20 protein-coding genes and 1 riboswitch are annotated in these 19,297 nt (G+C 40.9%); of the genes, 13 read left to right on the top strand and 7 right to left on the bottom strand.

All coding sequences use genetic code 11. The features are described 5' to 3' along the window. Positions 1-14: 14 nt before the first annotated feature. From HUG20_RS14825 to HUG20_RS14795, 7 genes are all read right to left on the bottom strand, one after another. Positions 15-503: a (2Fe-2S)-binding protein gene (locus tag HUG20_RS14825; protein ID WP_200085475.1), complete on the bottom strand. Its 489-nt coding sequence runs from the start codon at positions 501-503 to the stop codon at positions 15-17. A gap of 65 nt (positions 504-568) precedes the next feature. Beyond that, a riboswitch (purine riboswitch) is annotated at positions 569-669 on the bottom strand. Between the two features lie 225 nt (positions 670-894). After that, complete coding sequence (locus HUG20_RS14820; RefSeq protein ID WP_200085474.1) at positions 895-2,238, bottom strand: 5'-deoxyadenosine deaminase; 1,344 nt, start codon at positions 2,236-2,238, stop codon at positions 895-897. 30 nt (positions 2,239-2,268) lie between these two features. Further along, positions 2,269-3,771 (bottom strand): SulP family inorganic anion transporter, encoded by a 1,503-nt coding sequence (locus HUG20_RS14815; RefSeq protein ID WP_200085473.1) that lies wholly within the window; start codon positions 3,769-3,771, stop codon positions 2,269-2,271. 341 nt (positions 3,772-4,112) lie between these two features. Beyond that, positions 4,113-4,877, bottom strand: coding sequence for a sulfite exporter TauE/SafE family protein (locus HUG20_RS14810; protein ID WP_200085472.1), 765 nt, complete (start codon positions 4,875-4,877; stop codon positions 4,113-4,115). 140 nt (positions 4,878-5,017) lie between these two features. Then, the gene (locus tag HUG20_RS14805; protein WP_200085471.1) at positions 5,018-6,364 is read right to left on the bottom strand and encodes an amidohydrolase; all 1,347 of its coding nucleotides are present in this window, start codon (positions 6,362-6,364) and stop codon (positions 5,018-5,020) included. 71 nt (positions 6,365-6,435) lie between these two features. Next, a complete protein-coding gene (locus HUG20_RS14800; protein ID WP_200085470.1) occupies positions 6,436-6,882 on the bottom strand; it encodes a hypothetical protein in 447 nt (148 codons plus the stop codon). Beyond that, entirely contained in the window at positions 6,872-7,732 is an 861-nt protein-coding gene (locus HUG20_RS14795; protein ID WP_200085469.1) for a DUF3100 domain-containing protein, read from the bottom strand. Before HUG20_RS14795 ends, HUG20_RS14800 begins: the two co-directional genes overlap by 11 nt. Positions 7,733-9,091: 1,359 nt before the next feature. On the opposite strand from HUG20_RS14795, the gene HUG20_RS14790 reads away from it, so the two are divergent. From HUG20_RS14790 to HUG20_RS14730, 13 genes are all read left to right on the top strand, one after another. Beyond that, entirely contained in the window at positions 9,092-9,451 is a 360-nt protein-coding gene (locus HUG20_RS14790) for a Na-translocating system protein MpsC family protein (protein ID WP_200085468.1), read from the top strand. A 301-nt stretch (positions 9,452-9,752) separates the two neighbouring features. Further along, on the top strand, positions 9,753-11,228 hold the full coding sequence (locus HUG20_RS14785; RefSeq protein ID WP_200085467.1) for a dihydroorotase: 1,476 nt from the start codon (positions 9,753-9,755) through the stop codon (positions 11,226-11,228). Position 11,229: 1 nt separating this feature from the next. Further along, complete coding sequence (locus HUG20_RS14780; protein WP_200085466.1) at positions 11,230-11,817, top strand: cysteine hydrolase family protein; 588 nt, start codon at positions 11,230-11,232, stop codon at positions 11,815-11,817. A gap of 3 nt (positions 11,818-11,820) precedes the next feature. Next, positions 11,821-12,378, top strand: a complete 558-nt coding sequence (locus HUG20_RS14775) for a UbiX family flavin prenyltransferase (protein ID WP_200085465.1) — start codon at positions 11,821-11,823, stop codon at positions 12,376-12,378. Continuing rightward, the gene (locus HUG20_RS14770; RefSeq protein WP_246476434.1) at positions 12,375-13,688 is read left to right on the top strand and encodes a UbiD family decarboxylase; all 1,314 of its coding nucleotides are present in this window, start codon (positions 12,375-12,377) and stop codon (positions 13,686-13,688) included. Before HUG20_RS14775 ends, HUG20_RS14770 begins: the two co-directional genes overlap by 4 nt. A gap of 46 nt (positions 13,689-13,734) precedes the next feature. Beyond that, complete coding sequence (locus tag HUG20_RS14765) at positions 13,735-13,998, top strand: BMC domain-containing protein (RefSeq protein ID WP_200085464.1); 264 nt, start codon at positions 13,735-13,737, stop codon at positions 13,996-13,998. An 18-nt stretch (positions 13,999-14,016) separates the two neighbouring features. Further along, positions 14,017-14,940, top strand: a complete 924-nt coding sequence (locus HUG20_RS14760) for a hypothetical protein (protein WP_200085463.1) — start codon at positions 14,017-14,019, stop codon at positions 14,938-14,940. Positions 14,941-14,975: 35 nt separating this feature from the next. Beyond that, the gene (locus tag HUG20_RS19600; RefSeq protein WP_200085462.1) at positions 14,976-15,422 is read left to right on the top strand and encodes a BMC domain-containing protein; all 447 of its coding nucleotides are present in this window, start codon (positions 14,976-14,978) and stop codon (positions 15,420-15,422) included. 18 nt (positions 15,423-15,440) lie between these two features. Next, positions 15,441-15,719, top strand: coding sequence for a BMC domain-containing protein (locus tag HUG20_RS14750; protein ID WP_200085461.1), 279 nt, complete (start codon positions 15,441-15,443; stop codon positions 15,717-15,719). A 2-nt stretch (positions 15,720-15,721) separates the two neighbouring features. Continuing rightward, a complete protein-coding gene (locus HUG20_RS14745; protein WP_200085455.1) occupies positions 15,722-16,462 on the top strand; it encodes a hypothetical protein in 741 nt (246 codons plus the stop codon). Between the two features lie 13 nt (positions 16,463-16,475). Beyond that, the gene (locus HUG20_RS14740) at positions 16,476-16,757 is read left to right on the top strand and encodes a EutN/CcmL family microcompartment protein (protein ID WP_200085453.1); all 282 of its coding nucleotides are present in this window, start codon (positions 16,476-16,478) and stop codon (positions 16,755-16,757) included. 5 nt (positions 16,758-16,762) lie between these two features. Further along, positions 16,763-18,580: an adenine deaminase gene (locus HUG20_RS14735; RefSeq protein WP_200085451.1), complete on the top strand. Its 1,818-nt coding sequence runs from the start codon at positions 16,763-16,765 to the stop codon at positions 18,578-18,580. 13 nt (positions 18,581-18,593) lie between these two features. Beyond that, entirely contained in the window at positions 18,594-19,280 is a 687-nt protein-coding gene (locus HUG20_RS14730) for a cyclase family protein (protein WP_200085449.1), read from the top strand. Positions 19,281-19,297: the final 17 nt, after the last annotated feature.

Genomic DNA, 19,297 nt, shown 5'->3' with positions numbered 1-19,297 from the left:
ATTGTTATTTTTCCTCAATGTGTATCACTGTGTTGAGCGAATTTGTTTTTGGCCGCCGATTGGACAGCCTTGATAATTTTTTGGTAACCGGTACACCGACATAAATTACCACCAAGAGCGGTTTTTACATCATCAATGGATGGTATGTGCTCGATGTTGTTTATAAAAGATCGGGTGGCAACGATGATACCAGGTGTACAATATCCGCATTGTGTCGCACCTTCCTCTATAAAAGCTTCTTGTATAATATCCATGTTTTCTTCAAGTCCAATGCCTTCAACAGTGATGACGTCCTCATTTTCGATTTGGCCGACTAAAACGAGACAAGAACAAATCACCTCATGATTGATCATGACCGAACATGACCCACATTCCCCTTTGCCACAGCATTCCTTACTGCCTGTCAGTTCTAAATCATCACGTAAGACATCAAGCAGTGTTTTAGCTGGTGGACAATAAACCTTTTCATTCTTCCCATTCACATGAAATTGAAATGTTTTCATCAAAAAGCCTCCTTAGAATGTAAATGTTTAATTTGACACTAAAAAAGCCACAAAAAAGATTTCCAATGGGAAGAAATCTTTTTCGTAGCTTGGGAAATTTACGGTTTCCCGTAGAGACCCTCAACCCAATCATTGAGGTTATACGAAAAAAGGAAAATAAGTGTTTTTTAACAAAAAAAGACCGCAACAATAGATGTTAATCTCAGAATAAGATTATCTAAAGCTGCGACCCATATTTGTCCCGTGAACAGAAAAAATACGAAACCAGCGCATGCACATGAGTAAAAAGCGCTTACATAACACATTTAAACTCACAACATTTATAAAGTTAACATAAAGTTTACCGAAAGATTTTTATATTGTCAATAATTATTTTTATATTTCCGGCGCTCTAACTGTATTGAATAGTAGGCATGCGTTTTAAAAGTCGGTCAATCGATTTATTGGATTCTTTTAAGATAATATCCTTATCCATCGTTTTCATTGCTCCGTTTTCCATCACAGGCTGACCGTTAATCATCGTTGTTTCGATGTCAGCTCTTGTAGCTGAATACACGACACGGGAAATAGGATCAACACCGAATGATGGGTAAACATGGAAGTCATTTAAATTCAAAATCGATAGATCTGCTTTCTTGCCAACCTCTAGGCTGCCAATTTCATTTTCCAACCCTAAAGCTCTTGCTCCTTCGATGGTAGCCATGCGAAGAACTGATTGAGCTTTCATCGTCGTTGGACCGTGGGCCGGTTTATGGATCGTTGCTGCCAATCTTATTTCATTCAACATGTCTAAATTGTTATTGCAGGGAGCGCCGTCTGCACCTAAACTTACGCGTATGTCATTATCCAACATATCGGGTACTTCGGCTACACCGGATGCCAATTTCAGGTTAGATCCGGGACAATGGCTCACGTTAACACCTTTGTTTTTAATAATGGATTTTTCTTCATCATCCAACCAAACACAATGCGCAAGAATTAATCGCTCGTTGGCTAAGCCAATGTGATCGAGATAAGTAACGTTGCGCATGCCGGTTTGTTGTTCAACGATTTCAATTTCTCCTCTGTTTTCTGCTGCATGAGAGTGAACATGAACATCATAATTGGCGGATAGATCCCGCACTTGTGTCAACAAGTCTTTCGAGCACGACACGACAAATCGGGGTGAAAAGGCGTATTGTATTCTGCCATTATCGTGATTATGCCATTTCTCCAATAAATCGACGCTTTCCTGAATGGACGCGTCTGTATTTTCTTGCAGTAACAGGGGAACATCATCCCCATAATCCATCATGCATTTTCCGCTCACTGCCCGGATCCCGCTTTCAGCAATGGCTTCTAAAGCAGAGCCGGTATGATGAACCGTCTCCATATCAACGACCGTCGTAGTTCCGCTTCGGATAAGTTCCCCGATGCCCAGCATCGCTGAATAATAACTTGATTCTTCATCATGGGCTGCTTCAAGAGGCCATATTCTTTTTTGAAGCCAATCGAGTAACTCTAAATCGTCGCCCTGGCCCCGGAAAAGCGTCTGACACAAATGAATATGGGTATGAATAAATCCCGGGATAATCGTTCTGTTATGGGCATCAATCACATTGTCTATCCCTGTCGCATCAATATGAGAATCAATTTGGGCAATGCGATCATTTTCAATCAATAAATCGCCGTATATAATCTCGTTTTTTTCATTAACCGTTACAATTTCAGCATTTTTAATAAGTGTTTTTGACATTATTTTCACGCATCCTTAACTATAAATTTTTCAAATGTCCAATGTATGTTTCTTTTCAGTTTGCATCGTTCTAAAGTGCTGATATAGAAAGAATACACCTATAACGATATATCCTAATGCAAAATCCGGCGAGGCATTTAATGATAGTTCCGGTGCATGCATTAAGCCAAAGAAGGAAAAGCCAGCACCGATCAAGGAAAATGCGGTTGCTTTCAGATAGTCTCCGTCAATGATAAAAACAGTAATGGCACCTAAAATGAGGGCAGTGAACATGGCTCCGTCCCCAAGTGGCACAATCCCTGTCGATATATCTTGTACGACCTCTGGTGCATCGCCATCAAAACGAGTCATTAAGTAATTGGAGAAATAAGGGAGCATGGCGATAATGACAGCAGGATAGTATTTCGTCGCATTCGTTTCAAATGCCGTTGATACCATGGAAGCTCCCACATAAACAAGAACGGGTGCTATGACGGCTACAGGGATAATTTCCGAGACGGCAGCGATTAAACCGAACACGGCTGTAAGTGTGTATACAATTGCGTTTAAAATGCTATAGCCTCGACCCGCCCCCATATGTTTAGCCCCGACTGTGGCAAGATAAACGGTAGTAGGGAAGGCCCCTCCAAAGCAAGACCCCAACATTGTTCCTGCGCCATCAACAGCCTGACACTCTCGGACATCATACTTATCACCGATTGCTTCCATTGCCTCCACATTATTCATTGTTTCGATCGCATTATAGATGGTGATAGGCAGAACGACCGCGAATATGCCAATCATGGCTCCGAAAAGATAAGTCATCCCTTCAAACGGTGCTAAAGTGGGTATAAATGGATAAAAGCCCACATAAGCCAAACCTTCCGTAATCTGACCAATATTGGCTGGCCCAAACGCATAGGCCAAAATTGTGCCGATAATAATGGCAAATAGGGAAGCCGGGATCTTAAATGGCATGGTTACCTTTCCGATAACACCAACGATAATAATAGCCAACGCTATAAGTCCCGCTACCGGTATCTCCATAGTCATAAATAACATTTCACCTGCGATAAATGTTAAAGCGACGCCACTGATAGCACCCAGCATTGCTGCTCGCGGTAAATTTCTTTGAATCCATCTTCCGATAAGGCTAACCAATACCTCAACCAGCCCACTTATAAAGGCGGCAGCCACCCCTATTCGCCAAGCTAACTCCGGGTCATCGGTGAGCGTCATGGCAGGCAATAAAACACCGAATAAGAAGATGAACATAACGGGTGTACTTATCCCGTAAGATAATGCTGTTACATCAACTCTTTGTTCCCTTTTTGCCAAACGACTCGCCGTGTAGGCGTAGTAGAGGTTACCGAACAATACTGCTACGGCCGCTCCCGGGATCACCTGTCCAAAAACAATGCTCGTTGAAAAACCCATCCCAAGCATTGTGATCGCAATTATAACAAAATTGGCAAGGTTGTTTTGAAATAAAGCGAAAAAAGCATCCGTGTCCTCTTTCTTGTACCATGGGTAATGAAAAGCTTTTTGATCCATTTTTTAACATACCCCCTCATAAATTTTTCTGATATTCATAAACATGTGCCAAAAAAAAGAGCCGTAGATGAAAGAATAGGATCTATCATCTACGGCTCCTAAGACCTCCGGTAAACAGAGGTTTAGCAACCGCCTTCAATTTAGGTCTGGCAATGAATCGAATAATCGATTTCATATTCAGATTATTAATGAAATTGTAATGCAATGTAACAACTTAGTCAATATGATAACAAAATGAGTTTTTAAGCAACATGTTTGTCATAAAGAATCTTTGAATCTAATGTTTTTTAACAGCTTTGCCGAGAAGTCCTCTGCAAAATCTTTGATTTAGCTGGAGAGGCTCACATAAATAGCCTTGTAATCATATACATGGACGATATCAAGGTAATCCACGTAATAAATATACGCAGATGGTTGGTACTAATTTTATTGGAAAAGTAAGCACCAATGTTAATTCCAATAATTTGTCCTATCAGACTAGCTACAATGAGTAATGTGAGATTTTCCATGCTTGAATATTGAAAATAACCAAACATGGCCGGCAAAGCTATAACAACAGAATTGAGTAAACTGACCCCTACTGCAATCCTTATTTGTAAACCTAAGAGAGTGAGTAATGGGACTAACAGAATTGGGCCTCCGGCTCCGGTTAAAGAACATATAGCAGCTGTAAGGAGACCTATTATTAAAATCAATATTTTGTTTTCGAGTAATACCGAACGTTGAAGATTTAAACTTGATGTATCTTTTTTTAATAAAAGGGACAGCCCTGATAGAAATATAAAAATATATAGTATAAGTTCGGCGATGTGCTCGGGGATCAAAACGTTCAATTGCACTCCAAATAGAGCGCCGGGTATACTCCCTATACTAATGAAAAGAGCGAGTCTTAAATCCATGTTTTTTGATTTCCAATAAGAATATGCGCCTATAATTCCAGCTACTGCAAAAGAAAAAAAACTTAATGCAAGTGAATCTCTTAGCGGTAACTGTAGAAAACCAACGTAAAGCAAAGGAAGAAGAAATCCTGCAATACCAGACATTCCTAATGGGATTCCTACTCCAAGATTGATAAGTAGTATTAAAAAAAATAAATATGTTGCCATGTTGAATTTCACCTCTGTTGGTGTCGCAAGAAGTATGTGTAATTTATAGGTTATACCGAGAGTAAGCCACCCTTAAGAACTGAAGGAGGGTGGCTAACGGTTTTTGTCTGTTTCAAACATGCTGGAATTTAATTAACCAGCTAAATTCCAGCTCTGTAAGAGATGTTACTCATAGCCAAGTTGCTTTCATGCATTATTTTTTCTTCGTCTAATGTCATAACTTCTCGATTTTTCATGATCATCTTTCCATCGACGATGACATCCTCCACGTCACTGCTGTTTACTGATTCAACCAAAGTGTTTACCATATCATGAGTCGGTTGAATGTGCGGCTGATCTATGTTTATAGATATCATATCTGCTTTTTTTCCAGCTTCTAAAGTTCCCAGCTTTTGTTCTTGAAAAATTGTTTTAGCACCGCCTAATGTTGCAAGTTCCAATAATTTTTTTGATGGCATAATTAATGGATCAAAAATGGGTGCCCCCCAGTAGGCTCGCATCATCGATTTTAACGTTTTTATTTCATCAAATATACTCAATCCTCCATGGGCTGCACCATCGGTTCCTAGGCCAATATCAAGCCCTTTTTGCAACAGGTTCGGTGTTTTAGTAACCCCTTTCCCTGAATTGCTTATGGGGCAGTGTGCAATTTTGATATCATAATTTTTTAATATATCGATTTCATTTTCAGAAACTAATATACTATGTGAACTTAAAAAATTTGCATCTAAGATACCTAATGACTCAAGAAACTCAAAAGGTCTTTGTTTGTATTTCTCCAGACAAAAACTGATTTCATTTGTATACTCATTCATGTGAGTTTGAACGACTGTATTAAGTTCTTTTGCTTTCTCAAACACTTGTACAATTAAATGTGGTGAACACGATATAAGGGAGCGAAGAGAAAGCCAAATGTTCAATCTTCCTTCGCCTAAACCATTAAAGTCTTGATATAATGACATATTTTTGCTAATTTCTTCTGTTGCAGTTGATTTCATATTTTCTGGAATAAAACTGCCTGAATCCATAGTTGAACAAGATAATGAGCCTCTTAATCCTGAGTCAATGACGGACTCGGCTACCTTATCCATATAAGAACCACCTGCATCGACGAATGCAGTTGTTCCAGATTTTATCATATCCAAGCAGCTTAGTTGTGAACTTATAGAAACATCCTCTTTTGTTAGATTGCTCTCAAAAGGAACCATAATTCGTGTCCAGATCATCGGATATTCATCGGCTATTCTCCCTTTTAAAAATTGCTGGCATGTATGCATGTGCGCATCTATTAACCCCGGCATAAAAAGTTTCCCTTTGCCTTTTATTGTCGTTGAGGTCGTGTATTGTTCATCAATAATGGATGTGTCATTAATCGCTAATATATTTTTTTCTTTTATAACGATAGATTGATCACTTTTGATCCTAAATTCTGGTGTTAAAATGGAACAATTTCTTATGATCATATCACTGGTATGTAAGTTGTTCATAATATTGACCTCCTTTAATTTTCCAAAATAATTAATCGACAGCATCGCTTATTCTAGTGGTGATAATATATTTAAATGGCACCGGTAATACTCAATACAATTTGGGCAATGATCACAGATCCTATGAACGTACTTGCCATTACGGCCAAAGCTATAATAATCATTCTCCAACCTAGCTTTTTAAGCTGATGAATGCTTGCTCCAATGGAAATTCCAGCTAAGGCACCTACCATAGTAAGTGGCGCCTTAAAATCTATTTGTTCTGCAGATTCGGTTATAAAACCCGATATAGGTGAAATTGGGGATGCTAAAAGTAATCCCAACAGGGAACAATAAATAATGACGGGGAGTTTTAATGGTATTACTTTCCATATGCAAACTGCTAAAAATGCAATAGACAATAAAACGACGACTCCGGGAAAAGAAGTTGCAATTGATGTATTGTATCCAATTAAATTTACGGCAAGAATGCCCATACCTATAAAAATGAATAAAATTACCCACTCTTTAAGCTTCATAATCATCGTATCTCCTTTCAGTTCCAACTTTAGATTTTGATTTTTCATTAATTTTAAGTTTAGGTTCCAAAACACTGTAAATTTTATTAGCAAGAGGTAATGCGATAAATAATGCGACATACAGCCCTGTCATTCCCGTTAACATATCGCCCGCAGCACCAAGTACAAGTATATCGTCGGCATATGCAGGGTATACATGACCTAAACTGGTGGTTGCGGCAGCCATCATAATTCCTGCCCCTACACCTGACGCAATACCAAGGGCGTAGGGGTGAAATAATTCTGTAGAAGCTACCAGGGTAGCCAAGAAACCGAAAAAGATTGTTCCAAATAACCCTCCCATAATATAAACGGAAAGTGTTCCTCTTGTTTCAGCTGACTCGGGACCATATAAATTGGTGATTAAAGCTAAATTAACCTCCCTGTTTATAGAATGGGCAGCGCCTATTGCTTCTCTTTTGATCCCTAAAAGCAGTGCTATTGGCAATGCAATAATGACGGTAAAAACATTTCCTAATTCACCTAATATTAAGGCTGGACCAAGGCTCACAAGTTCAGGTATATTCCCGGCAGCGGTAATACCAATGTTGACAATGAAAGGTGCTATAGCGACTAAAACCAAAGGCTTTGCTGCATTAACATCTTTCTCTTTAAGCAACCCAATTAAATCAGGGCCTAATATAACACCTAATATTATTCCATAGAAAATTGGGAATAATATTAACATTCCGGGACCAACTGCAAACTCGAATTCCCCGATAATCTCTGCGATAATAAGAATGCTAAATGCAACAATATATAGTTTGTATTCATTTCTGATTCTATCAAAAATTGATTTATAACCTTCCATAATTAATCCTCCTTCTCCCTATATGAGAATATCTATAACTGTAAAAGATGCGATGAAAAAATACAATCATTATGTTAGGTTACCTCACATATATAAATTTTGTGTCAATTCATATTTATAGGGAATCGAAAAACATTCATGACATAAATACGAAAAGGTGTATTTTATGAAACCACTCCTCTCATTTAGGCTCATTAATTTTAGTGAATTTTTTCTGAGATGGTCATGCAAGTGCCAAAAAAAGCCGTAGATGAAGACGTGGCATCTTCATCTACGGCTCCAAAAACCTCCGATAAACAAAGGGTTAGTAACCGCTGTCATTTTAGGGTCTGATCGTGCACCGATTGATCGGTCTCACCTTCAGAGTATTGATAAAAATAGTAAAGCGAGATAACAGATTTGTCAATATGTTGTAAATATTATTTCAAGTAAATAGTGGAAGTTTTGAACACTAAGAAACCAGTGAATCACCTCAAGTAGGTGATTTCCTGCTTGGAATGAATGATTTTCGTTATGGGTAAATGCGGGTTTCGATCAAATATGCAAAAAAAGCCGACGCAAATAAGCCATGCCTATGGCTTCAGAGACGATGTTCGTCGAAGGTGTCCGCGATTAGCGAAAGAAGAGGGTAGGCACACGACGGGAGTAACGCACCGCGATAAGTCAAAGAGGTCAATCGCAAAACAACGGCACATCACGAAGCCTGCGATGACTGTAATGGTCAATCGGATGTTTTCCCTGTTTTTTTCATCAACAACATCTTCCAATGGATGAGATTCTCCTTTTTTCCGATATCAATTCAACTTGGGCATGGCCTTGCTCCAAAACCGGTAGTCAAATTCACCAATGGCTTGCTTCAGTCCCCTCGATCTTGAACCGGTACTTATACAGGTCCCTGATAGAGCCCTTGTCCCCGTAGTCGCAAACTCCTGATCAATCAGTATGAGAATTCTTCCGTTCTGATGAGGCTTCGCCCCAGCCAAAAATGGTATTCCCCATCTTGGAGGTTCATGAGCAATGGCAAGCAGAACCATTTCTGTACGCTTCCCATGAGAACGCCGGGGGGGCACCAAATCAATGACCGAAAATGTACGCGGCTTTGGGGGAGTTCTCGGACATTCTGATGGAGTTTCTTAACACTGGGCATGTATGACGGGCTTCCTTGCACTGTTTCCTCGCCTACAAGGACGATTCACCCATTGAGGTAACGGATGTTACAAAATTAGAAAAAAGTATTGACGATTTTTAAAAGGCAGTATATTATAAGAATAAGCGGAGTCCATACATTTTTTCACATAATCAAAGTTTTTTACGCTGTATTATCGGGGTGACTTTTACTAAAACAATTGGAGGGGTAATATGGAGGCAGTTTCTGATTCGCTGAGGAGCACTCTTAAGAAAGATATTTCACAACTTTATAACAAAGTCAATCAAGAGATGTATGGTTTAGGAGTAAAAAAGCAAAAGATTGAGTTCCTTAATAATGCCGTTGTGATATTCAGTGAACATAAACGCGCCCCAGACTTGGAAGCTCTCCAGCATCAGTATAAAGAATTAACGATCGCAGCCGATGCAGCGCTTATTTCCGAATTTAAAAAAAGACTGAAAAGGGATATTCAATATCACCTGAGTAAAGATGTCCACACCGTATTAAAGGATTTCGATCCTGAGACTGAATTTGCTTGTACGGTCATCTATTTTAAAGAAGATCGATTATAGTAATTTTCCATATGTGAATCAGGCGGCTAAGTTGAGATGGGGATGTTAGGCGATTGATTCGTCATAGTTTTCTCATAACATTTAACACGGGTGCTTATTCTCTGTTTAATCGGAGAGCTGAGAAACCGTAGGTGTAGAGTGGTATATACATATACCCTCTTTCATCTACGGTTTTTCATTGTAGACTTTAAAATTTTTAACTTTTGTAAAGTATAAGTAAAACTATGGTTTTCGCTATTAAGCATCTGGCGTAATCCAAGTTTTTCTAATAAATATTATTATCACAGAAAGGGAGTCTTTTATGAATTTAATCGTGAAAAATGCTAATATTCCGCAGGGGGACAGACAAGTATTGACGAATATTTTAGTCGATCAAGGAACAATTGTCGGCTTTGCCGATTCCATTAACGGTTTGCAAGCCGATAAGGTTGTTGATGTAAAACAAAAGTTGGTCGTTCCGGGATGTATTGACCCTCACACTCATTTTATGGAGCCGGGATTTAGTCATCGTGATACGTTTGATGCCGCCGGACGCTCAGCAGCAAAGGGTGGGCTAACTTCTCACATTGATATGCCTTGTACAACAAAACCGTCTGTACGTAGTCGCGAACAATTTCATGAAAAATTAAATGCCATTAAGGATAAGGCAGTGATTGACTTTGCCTTCTGGGGCGGCATGACGGGTGAAGATGTTCGAGAAGGATTACTTCACAACATTCAACCCCAAGTCGATGAGGGCGTTGTTGCGTTTAAAGTCTATATGACACCTTCTGTACCGACGTTTCCGCCGGTATCTGATGCAGAAATGCTCGAAATATTCCGTCATGTTGCGCCGACAGACTTACCTATCGGTGTTCACGCCGAAAACCTTGATATTTGTACATTTTATTCCAGTAAGTTGGAAAATGAAGGCCGTGAAGATCCGGTTGCCTGGTCAGAAGCAAGAGGAGTTATAGCTGAAAAAACGGCTATAGAACTGATTCTCAGTTTCGCTGAAGAAACGGACGCCCGTGTTCATGTTGTTCACATGACGTCCAAAAAAGGTGTCGAACTCGTTCGTGAAGCAAAGAAACGCGGCGTTAAAGTCACAGCAGAGACGTGTCCTCAATACTTGGTGTTGAACGCAGAGGAAGCCATGAACAAATGGGGAACATTTGCCAAAATTGCACCGCCTTTACGTGGCAAAGAAGACAATGAAGCTTTCTGGCAGGGACTTGCAGATGGCACGGTCGATTTCGTCGGAACCGATCATGCACCCTATAACATTGAAACTGAAAAGAAGGGTTCAACCATTTGGACCAGTTTCCCTGGTATGCCTGGCGTCGAACAAATGGTACCTATTCTAGTGAGTAAAGGTTTGAACAAAGGGCGCTTATCATTGTCAAGATTTGTAGAAGTGACCAGCCGAAACGCCGCCATACATTACGGAATTTATCCGAAAAAAGGTGCGATGGAGCTTGGTAGTGATGCGGATTTCACTGTGATCGATCTCGATCGTGAGTACACCATAGACAAGGACAATGTGCTCACGGATGCCAAATACACCCCATTCCATGGGATGGAACTAAAAGGCATCCCTGTGCAAACAATTGTCCGGGGTAAAACTGTGTATGATGCAGATGATGGCGGTATTGTAAGCGAACCAGGCTATGGACAATATGTTGAACGTCAAAGCATTCAACGTCTTGATCGCGAATTGAAATATGAAACGGAAAATACGTTGGGGAGACCGGTAAAGGTACAAGAAAAAGAAAAACAATTTGCGGGAGGTATTTAAAATGGACGTAAAAGGAAACAAACATGCCATCATTGTCATCGATATGTTGAACGATTTTATTAAGGAAGGGGGCGCTCTTAGAGTAGAGAATAATGAAAAAATCGTTCCAAAAATAAGAGAAACAATTGATTTTAGCCATGACAATGACATTCAGGTCGTATTCATTCAAGAAACCCATCGAAAAAACGATGCCGATTTTAAAGTAAGGCCCGTTCACGCAATTAAGGGGACATGGGGATCAGAATTTATACCCGAATTACAACCGGATGAGGACAAAGGGGATTATATTGTCCAGAAACGGCGCCATAGTGCGTTTGCATATACCGATTTGGATCTTTTCCTTCGTGAAGAAGGTATTGACACTGTCGTGCTAACAGGAAATTGGACGAACGTTTGCGTAAGAAGCACTGCCTCCGATGCTTTATATCATACGTATAACGTCGTATGTTTATCGGATGCGACATCTTCGAAAACCGATAAAATGCATGAAGCAGGTTTGGTGGATATTGGGATTTTTGGCCAGGTAATGACAACAGAGGAGTACAAAACAGCAGTGAAACAGAAATTCTCCCAGAAACAGAGAAATTAAAAAATGAGAATCATTGTGGGGGTTACCGGAGCAAGTGGATCTTTGTATGCATATACATTGATCCGCACCCTTCATCAGTTAGGCATAGAGACACACGTTATTGCAACTAAAACGGGAGAAAAGGTGTTGCAATACGAATGCGGTGTCAACATCAACGACATGAAACAATTTGCTGAGGTTCATGATGACAGTAATTTATTTGCGCCGGTTGCCAGTGGTTCTTTTAAAACGGACGGAATGGTCATTGTACCCTGTTCCATGAATACATTGGGAGCGATTGCAAATGGGATAGGCGATACATTGGTTACCCGAGCGGCCAATGTTGCGATGAAAGAAAAACGAAACCTCATTATTGTACCGAGAGAGGCGCCTTTTCATTTGATTCATTTGCAAAACATGACAAAATTAGCCGAAGCAAATGTATCAATCATGCCGGCATCTCCGGGATTTTATCACCAACCGAAAGAAATTTGGGAACTGATTAACTTTATCGTGTCACGTATTTTGGATGCACTTAATATAGATCACAAACTTATCGAAAGATGGGGGGAGAAACAATGAACCCCGTATCAATGAGAAATTTGATCGAGCGTTTAGAAAACAAAAATCTCCTCTATTGCATAAAAAAAGAAGTTGATCCTAAATTTGAGCTTGGAGCTGTCGTCAAAACAAAAGATGGAAAGGAACCATTCCTGTTTGATAGCATTAAAGGTTATGACTCTTCGATGATTGCCGGACTTGGTGGCGATCGTGAGTTAATGGCTGACAGTATAGGTGTTTCATCATCTGAATTGGTTCCATCATTGGTTGAAAGCATTGTTCATCCCATTAAAACGAATACCGTATCTTCTAATGCAGCGCCTGTCCATGAAAATGTTGTTTATCCCCCGTTTAAACTGGACGAGTATTTTCCCATTCCGACTTTTCACGCAGAAGATTGCGGTCCTTATTATGTATCCGGTGTATTAGTTGTGAAAGAACCAAATGGGGAAAAAAGATACACATCGATCCGAAGAATGGGTTTTATCGGTGACAACAGGACAAACATTGCAATTACGTCACCTGAACTACAACGTCAATATTCAATGTTTGAACAAAACAATGAACCGTTGGAAGTCGCCGTCATGTTTGGCGTTGTCCCGGCTGTCGTACTCGCATCTCAAGTCAGTACACATTTATTTCATTCGGATAAGTTAAACGTAGCCAGTGCATTACTCGGCCAATCATTGGATGTCGTTCAGTGTCGTACCGTGGATTTGGAAGTTTTGGCAGAAGCTGAAATTGTGCTTGAGGGGAGAATGTTACCTTATGAACGGGATTCAGAGGGTACGTTTGCGGAATTAGGAGGGTATTATGGAGGCGATATGCCACAACCGATTGTGGAAATGTCTGCACTAACTTATAGAAAAAATGCGATTTCGCAAACGATTTTTCCGGCCAGCGCAGAAGAGAAACTGCCAATGTGTCTGGTTCGTGAAATGACCCTTTTTAGGACTATCCGACAAGTGGTTGATGTGAAATCGGTTCACGTGACAATGGCTGCAGCCGCTCGCCTACATGCCGTTGTTCAAATTGAGAAAAAGACGGACGGGGACGGCAAACAAGCGGCAATGGCAGCATTTGCAAGTGATAAGGACTTAAAGCACGTGGTTGTTGTGGATGATGATGTTGACCTATATAATCCCGAAGATGTCGAATGGGCAATCGCGACAAGAGTCCAAGCCGACATGGATATTACGATCATGCCCGGGGGTAATGGTTCTCCCCTTGAAGCCTCCCACAATCTAAGGGGGTCACGGCAAAAATGGGTATTGACGCTACAGTTCCTTTGGACCAAAAAAAGGAATTTAGACGAGTATCTATACCGGTAACGGTTGATTTAAATGATTATTTGTAAACGAGTGAGGGGTGAGCCTAGTGAGTGCAATTGGGTTAGTTGAAACAAGGGGGTTGACGTCGGCAGTCGAAGCGCTGGATTCAATGGCGAAAGCCGCTAATATCAGCTGTCTTGACTTAAAAAGAGTTGGGTCAGGATTAATCACAGTGATTATTGAGGGGGATGTCGCTGATGTTAATTCTGCAGTTGAAATTGGCAAGCTATCACCGGACCGTGTCGGTGGAGACTTAATATCCAGTAATGTCATCCCCCGGCCACATACGGAACTTGAAAAATTACTATAGGGAGGTAGTGGCAGGGCGATGTCGGATTTTATGAAAGAGGTCGTTGGGCAAATCCTTAGTCCGGAACGTGTGAAGAGCTCCAATGACGGAGGAGAGAATGCAATGTTTCAACAAAAGAAGGAAAGCTCTTCTGTTGATGCCATTCAACGACCAAATTATCAATTACAAAACAAAAATAAACGATTGTCAACAACGTCAAACGAACGGTCATCTTCAGTTTCCAAAAAAACACACGAACCCAACGTAACGGTTATCCCAAACAACAACACGAGTAACGTATTATCCAAGTTACAAACGATGTCGCTTACAAACGGTGAAAGGGTTAATGTTTACAATCAGGGTTCTAACGGTTTAGGGCACGCCAAAATGATAGGGGAATCTAAAGCGGGAGGTGCCGCCTGGTTTTTTTCGAAGCCATCTGAAAGCTTGAAGACATTCTTTTATCGTGATCCACAAGGTTCGAGCGTAGGAAGCGTTAACTTTCCCAACTGCTATCCGAGTCAATTAGTGTATGTAAACAATGTGATCAGAGACAATCAAACGATCAAGTTTTATATGGAATGGGATAAAGACAATAATGGCGAGTTTTTACTGGAGTTATTTTATGAAGATGAACACTGGCTAAAAAGCGTCATGAACCAATTGTTCCAAAAATTAAACCGAAATACGATGAAACGTTATGACGTATTTAACATTGACTATCCGAGCACATGGCTTTCCAAGCAACTAGGCATCATCGATACGGTCGAGGGGCTATGTTTTATTGAAGGGCTTCCTTATTACAGTAACGTTGCGCTATTGGATTATTTATTGAAGGCAGTTCCAAATACAACAATTAACTATTCGATTGAAAACGAATATTTACTCGTTGCAGGAAATCAAGCTGACGTTAAAGAAGCCGAAGCCGTATTCAGAAAAAATGGGGGTCAATTTATAGGATGATTCGTTAAGCTATACTTGTAAAGGAGGTGGACTTAATGATCGCACTCGGTTTAATTGAGTCGATCGGCTATACAACAGCAGTATCTGCAGCTGACGCGGCAGTGAAAGCAGCTAATGTTGAGATTCTTGGCAGCGAGACGGTTATTGGTGTTAACGGTGCTGTCGGTGTCACCATTCATTTAAGCGGAGATGTTGCAGCGGTTACCTCAGCGGTTGAAGCCGGCACGAGCGCCGGTGAAAGCGTCGGAGAGATTGTTTCATCACATGTCATCCCGCGCACGCATTCAAATGTTAAAGACGAATTACTTGATAAGTTCATGAACAAAGCAACTGGACAATCGAAGGACGGACCAAAAAAATCGCAAGAAAATGTGCCGATTAGTCAAGGCACGGAAAAGAAAGAAAAGTCTGCGAGTGCAAAAGCAAAGGAAAATCAGGGCGATAACGCAAATGACAAAAATGGTAAATCAAATAAAGCTTAAATCAAGGAGGTCATCATAATGGGTGAAGCCTTAGGATTGGTCGAAACAAAAGGTCTTGTCGGTGCGATAGAAGCAGCAGATGCGATGGTAAAGGCAGCCAATGTAGAAATATGCGGATACGACAAAATCGGTTTTGGTCTCGTAACTGTCATGGTGAGAGGTGACGTTGGCGCTGTAAAGGCAGCGACTGATGCCGGAGCAAATGCTGCGGGACGAGTTGGTGAACTGATTTCGGTCCATGTCATTCCACGCCCTCACAGTGAAATTGAACGCGCTCTACTCTCCAAAGGTGAATAAACATGAAACAAAAAAGGCAAAGTGCTGTTGTTACCTACACTTTGCAGGCACTTTTACAAAAAAACAAAACAGAGCCAGAACTGCAGAAACATCCGCAAATCCTGGCTCTTCTTTCTCATCATATGATCGGAATGGAACGAGGGTTAGCTGCATTAAAGCTATTAAAAGCAAGTGGAACGACTATCTATATAAGTATGGAAGACTCTGTGTTAAAACAATACAGTAGAGAGGATATCCATGCATTAACAGGCATTGATGCATTCGTTCCGTATTATGGATTAGATGCCTTAAAGGAACGGTTTTCATCTTTTTTTATACCAGTTTTATCATTTTCGCTTATATCGGATATACTGGCTTTTAACGAAAGCCGTGCATTCGCCCATATTATTTTATGGAGTTTGTTGAAAGGAAAAACAGTCACTGCCTTAGATATTGGTTCAAACCCTTATCATTCTATGTGGGCTCAAAACGGATTAAATCACGGGACGCCTTTTTTAAAAAATGAAATGAACAATCAAATGCATAAACTCCAGAGTTACGGGATTCAATTATTTTCAGATGAACAAGATGTTAATCAATTTTTCCATTCTAGATCTAGACGCAAGACGATTATAAGCGCAGAAATCATTAAACAAATGATATTACAATCAGACGATAAGGTTTTTATCGATTCAAGTACGGTCATTACCCCGCTTGCCAGAGATTTAGCCTATGAAAATAACATTCAAATTCGTGAAGAATGAAAGGACACCTAATATGGAAATCGGTATTGTAGTTGGCACTGTAACGGCGACAAGAAAGGACGAAAGCCTTGTCGGTGCAAAAATGTTGGTTACACAGCCGGTGGGGATTGACGATCAACCAAGTCAATCGCAACCCATTATTACAGTCGATACGGTGGGTGCAGGGGTTGGGGAAAAAGTGATCTTCGTTAGAGGAAGTATGGCATCAAGAGCGTTTGATAACAATCATGCGCCTGTTGATGCAGCCATTGTCGGCATTATTGATATTTTGGAATGTGATTATGGGAGGGGTTGAACCAAATGGAAGCGGAAAATTTCAAGGAAGCGATTCAGCGTCGTAAATTGATTGATGTCCTCTTGGATCAACATTTATTCGCTGATCTTGTTCTTCAGGGCGGCTACATTATTAATACGGTCACAAGAGAAATTTATCAGGCAGATGTCGCTATTAAGGATGAATATATATTACTTGTCGGTGATGTGAAAGATTTGATCGGAGCATCGACAACGATTGAAGATGTAAGCGGAAAGTTCATTAGCCCCGGGTTTATAGATTCACATATGCATTTTGAAAGTTCGATGTTAACGTGCACGGAATTTTCAAGGCTATCGATCCCGACGGGGACGACGACATTGGTCGGCGATCCGCATGAAATTGGAAACGTCCTTGGCGTTCATGGAATGCAGGAAATGATTAAAGAAGCGAAAACATTGCCGAACCAGATCTATTTCACTGTCCCGGCTGCTGTTCCTGATGCTCCCGGGTTAGAGACGGCGGGCGAAGAAGTCACTGCTAAACATATGAACGATTTATTGAATGATGAAAATGTACAAGGTATCGGTGAAATTCAAAGTTTTAGCAATATCAATCCTGTCTATCAAAATGCCCCCGAGCTCATCGATGATTTAGTAGCAGCGGTTTCCTATGCCAACAGCATTGGGAAAACGGTGGAAGGCAACGCCCCGGGACTGTTGGGTAAAGAATTGGCTGCACATATTATTAGTGGGGGCACTCATATTTCTTGCCATGAAACGACAACAAAAGAAGAAACCGTTGAAAAACTTCGCTATGGCGTGAGTGTATTTATGCGTGAAGGTTCTTCCCAACGTAATATGGCAGAATGTGTTCGTGCCATCAAAGAAGAAGGGCTTGATTCAAGGCGAGCGATCGTCGTTTCCGACGATATGGCTGCTGATGATCTTTTAGCGGATGGCCATATGAACGACATTATTAAACGGACAATCGCCGAAGGGATTGATCCCGTTGAAGCCATTCAAATGGCTACCATCAATCCGGCCACGCATTTTGGTTTTAAGGATGTAGGTGTATTGGCCCCGGGGAAACGTGCCAATGTTGTTGTTATCGATAACTTGAATGAAATGACCATTGATAAAGTTTATTTAAATGGAAATGCGGCAGCCGATAAAGGTGAATTAACGATAGACCTTCCTTCGTATACGTATCCGGAAAGCACGAAAACGTCAGTAAAAAGGAAAAGGGTAAAAACTGAAGACCTACACATCACTACGAATCGAAATAGCAATAAAGCCAGAGTTAGATCGATCGTTGCCATTCCCGACCAAAACTTAACAGGTGCGGAAGAATTTAATTTAAATGTTTCCGGCGGAGTCGTCGAGCCTTGCCTCCAACAGGATGTTCTCCCTCTCCTCGTTGTCGAACGCCATGGAAGGAGTAATCGAATCGGAAAAACGTTTTTGCATGGTTTCCAATTGCAAAGCGGTGCGATTGCCGAAAGTGTTGCACATGACACGCACAATATTATCGTCACCGGAACGAACTATGATGATATGGCGACAGCCGTCAACCGGGTCATAGCGATGAATGGCGGAATTGCGATGATAAACGAGGGAAGAGTGATCGGTGACTTGCCGCTAAAAGTTGGAGGACTAATCAGCGATGAACTAAGCGGCAAAGAAGTGAGTGATAGAGTAGATGAAATGTCACGCTTGGCTAAAGAAGAACTCGGGTGTGGCATACATGTGCCATTTATGCACCTATCTTTCTGGTCGCTCGTAACAAGCCCTGAGTGGAAGATTACCGACATGGGTTTAATTGATGTCAATCAATTTGAAGTGCTACCTACTGTCGTAGAATGAGGAGGATCGATTTATGAGTAATGTTAAATTAGTCGACTTGTCGCAAGAGATTTATAATGGCATGCCCGTCTTTCCCCTTCACCAAAAAACATTTATATTTCAAAACAAGACGCATGAAGAATCTAAAAAGGAAGTCGGCTTTGAATTTGCCACTTATAATCTCTTGATTAATGAACACGGTCCGACACACACTGATGCAATTTACGAGTTTGACCCGAACGGAAAGAAACTCGATGAAATGCCACTCGAATATTTTTATGGCCCTGCCATTTGCCTGGATGTGTCACATGTTTCCCCTGATGATTATATTACGGCGGGTGACCTTGAAAGGGCATTGCAAAGATCAGGACAAGTGCTGGAAAAAAGGGATATCGTCCTTCTGTATACCGGTCATTATGAACGGGCATATGGAACGGATGAATGGCTTACACGCTACACGGGGCTGAATATAGAGGCCGGAAGATGGCTTGGAGAAAAAGGTGTCGTTAACATTGGCGTCGACGCGCCGGCACCTGATAATCCTAAAGACTCGAAGTTTTCTGGGCATCTGATGTGTCGTGAGTATGAAATGTCTAATACGGAAAACTTATGTAATTTAGACAAAATTGTAGGGAAACGCTTTTTATATTTTGGGTTGCCATTAAAGATTCGCGGAGGGACGGGGTCACCGATACGGGCAGTTGCCGTCTTTTTGGAATAAGGATAGGGAGGTCAGAT

Source organism: Salicibibacter cibi, from assembly GCF_016495865.1.
Lineage (GTDB): Bacteria > Bacillota > Bacilli > Bacillales > Marinococcaceae > Salicibibacter > Salicibibacter cibi.
This window is presented reverse-complemented; position numbering and strand designations above follow the sequence as displayed.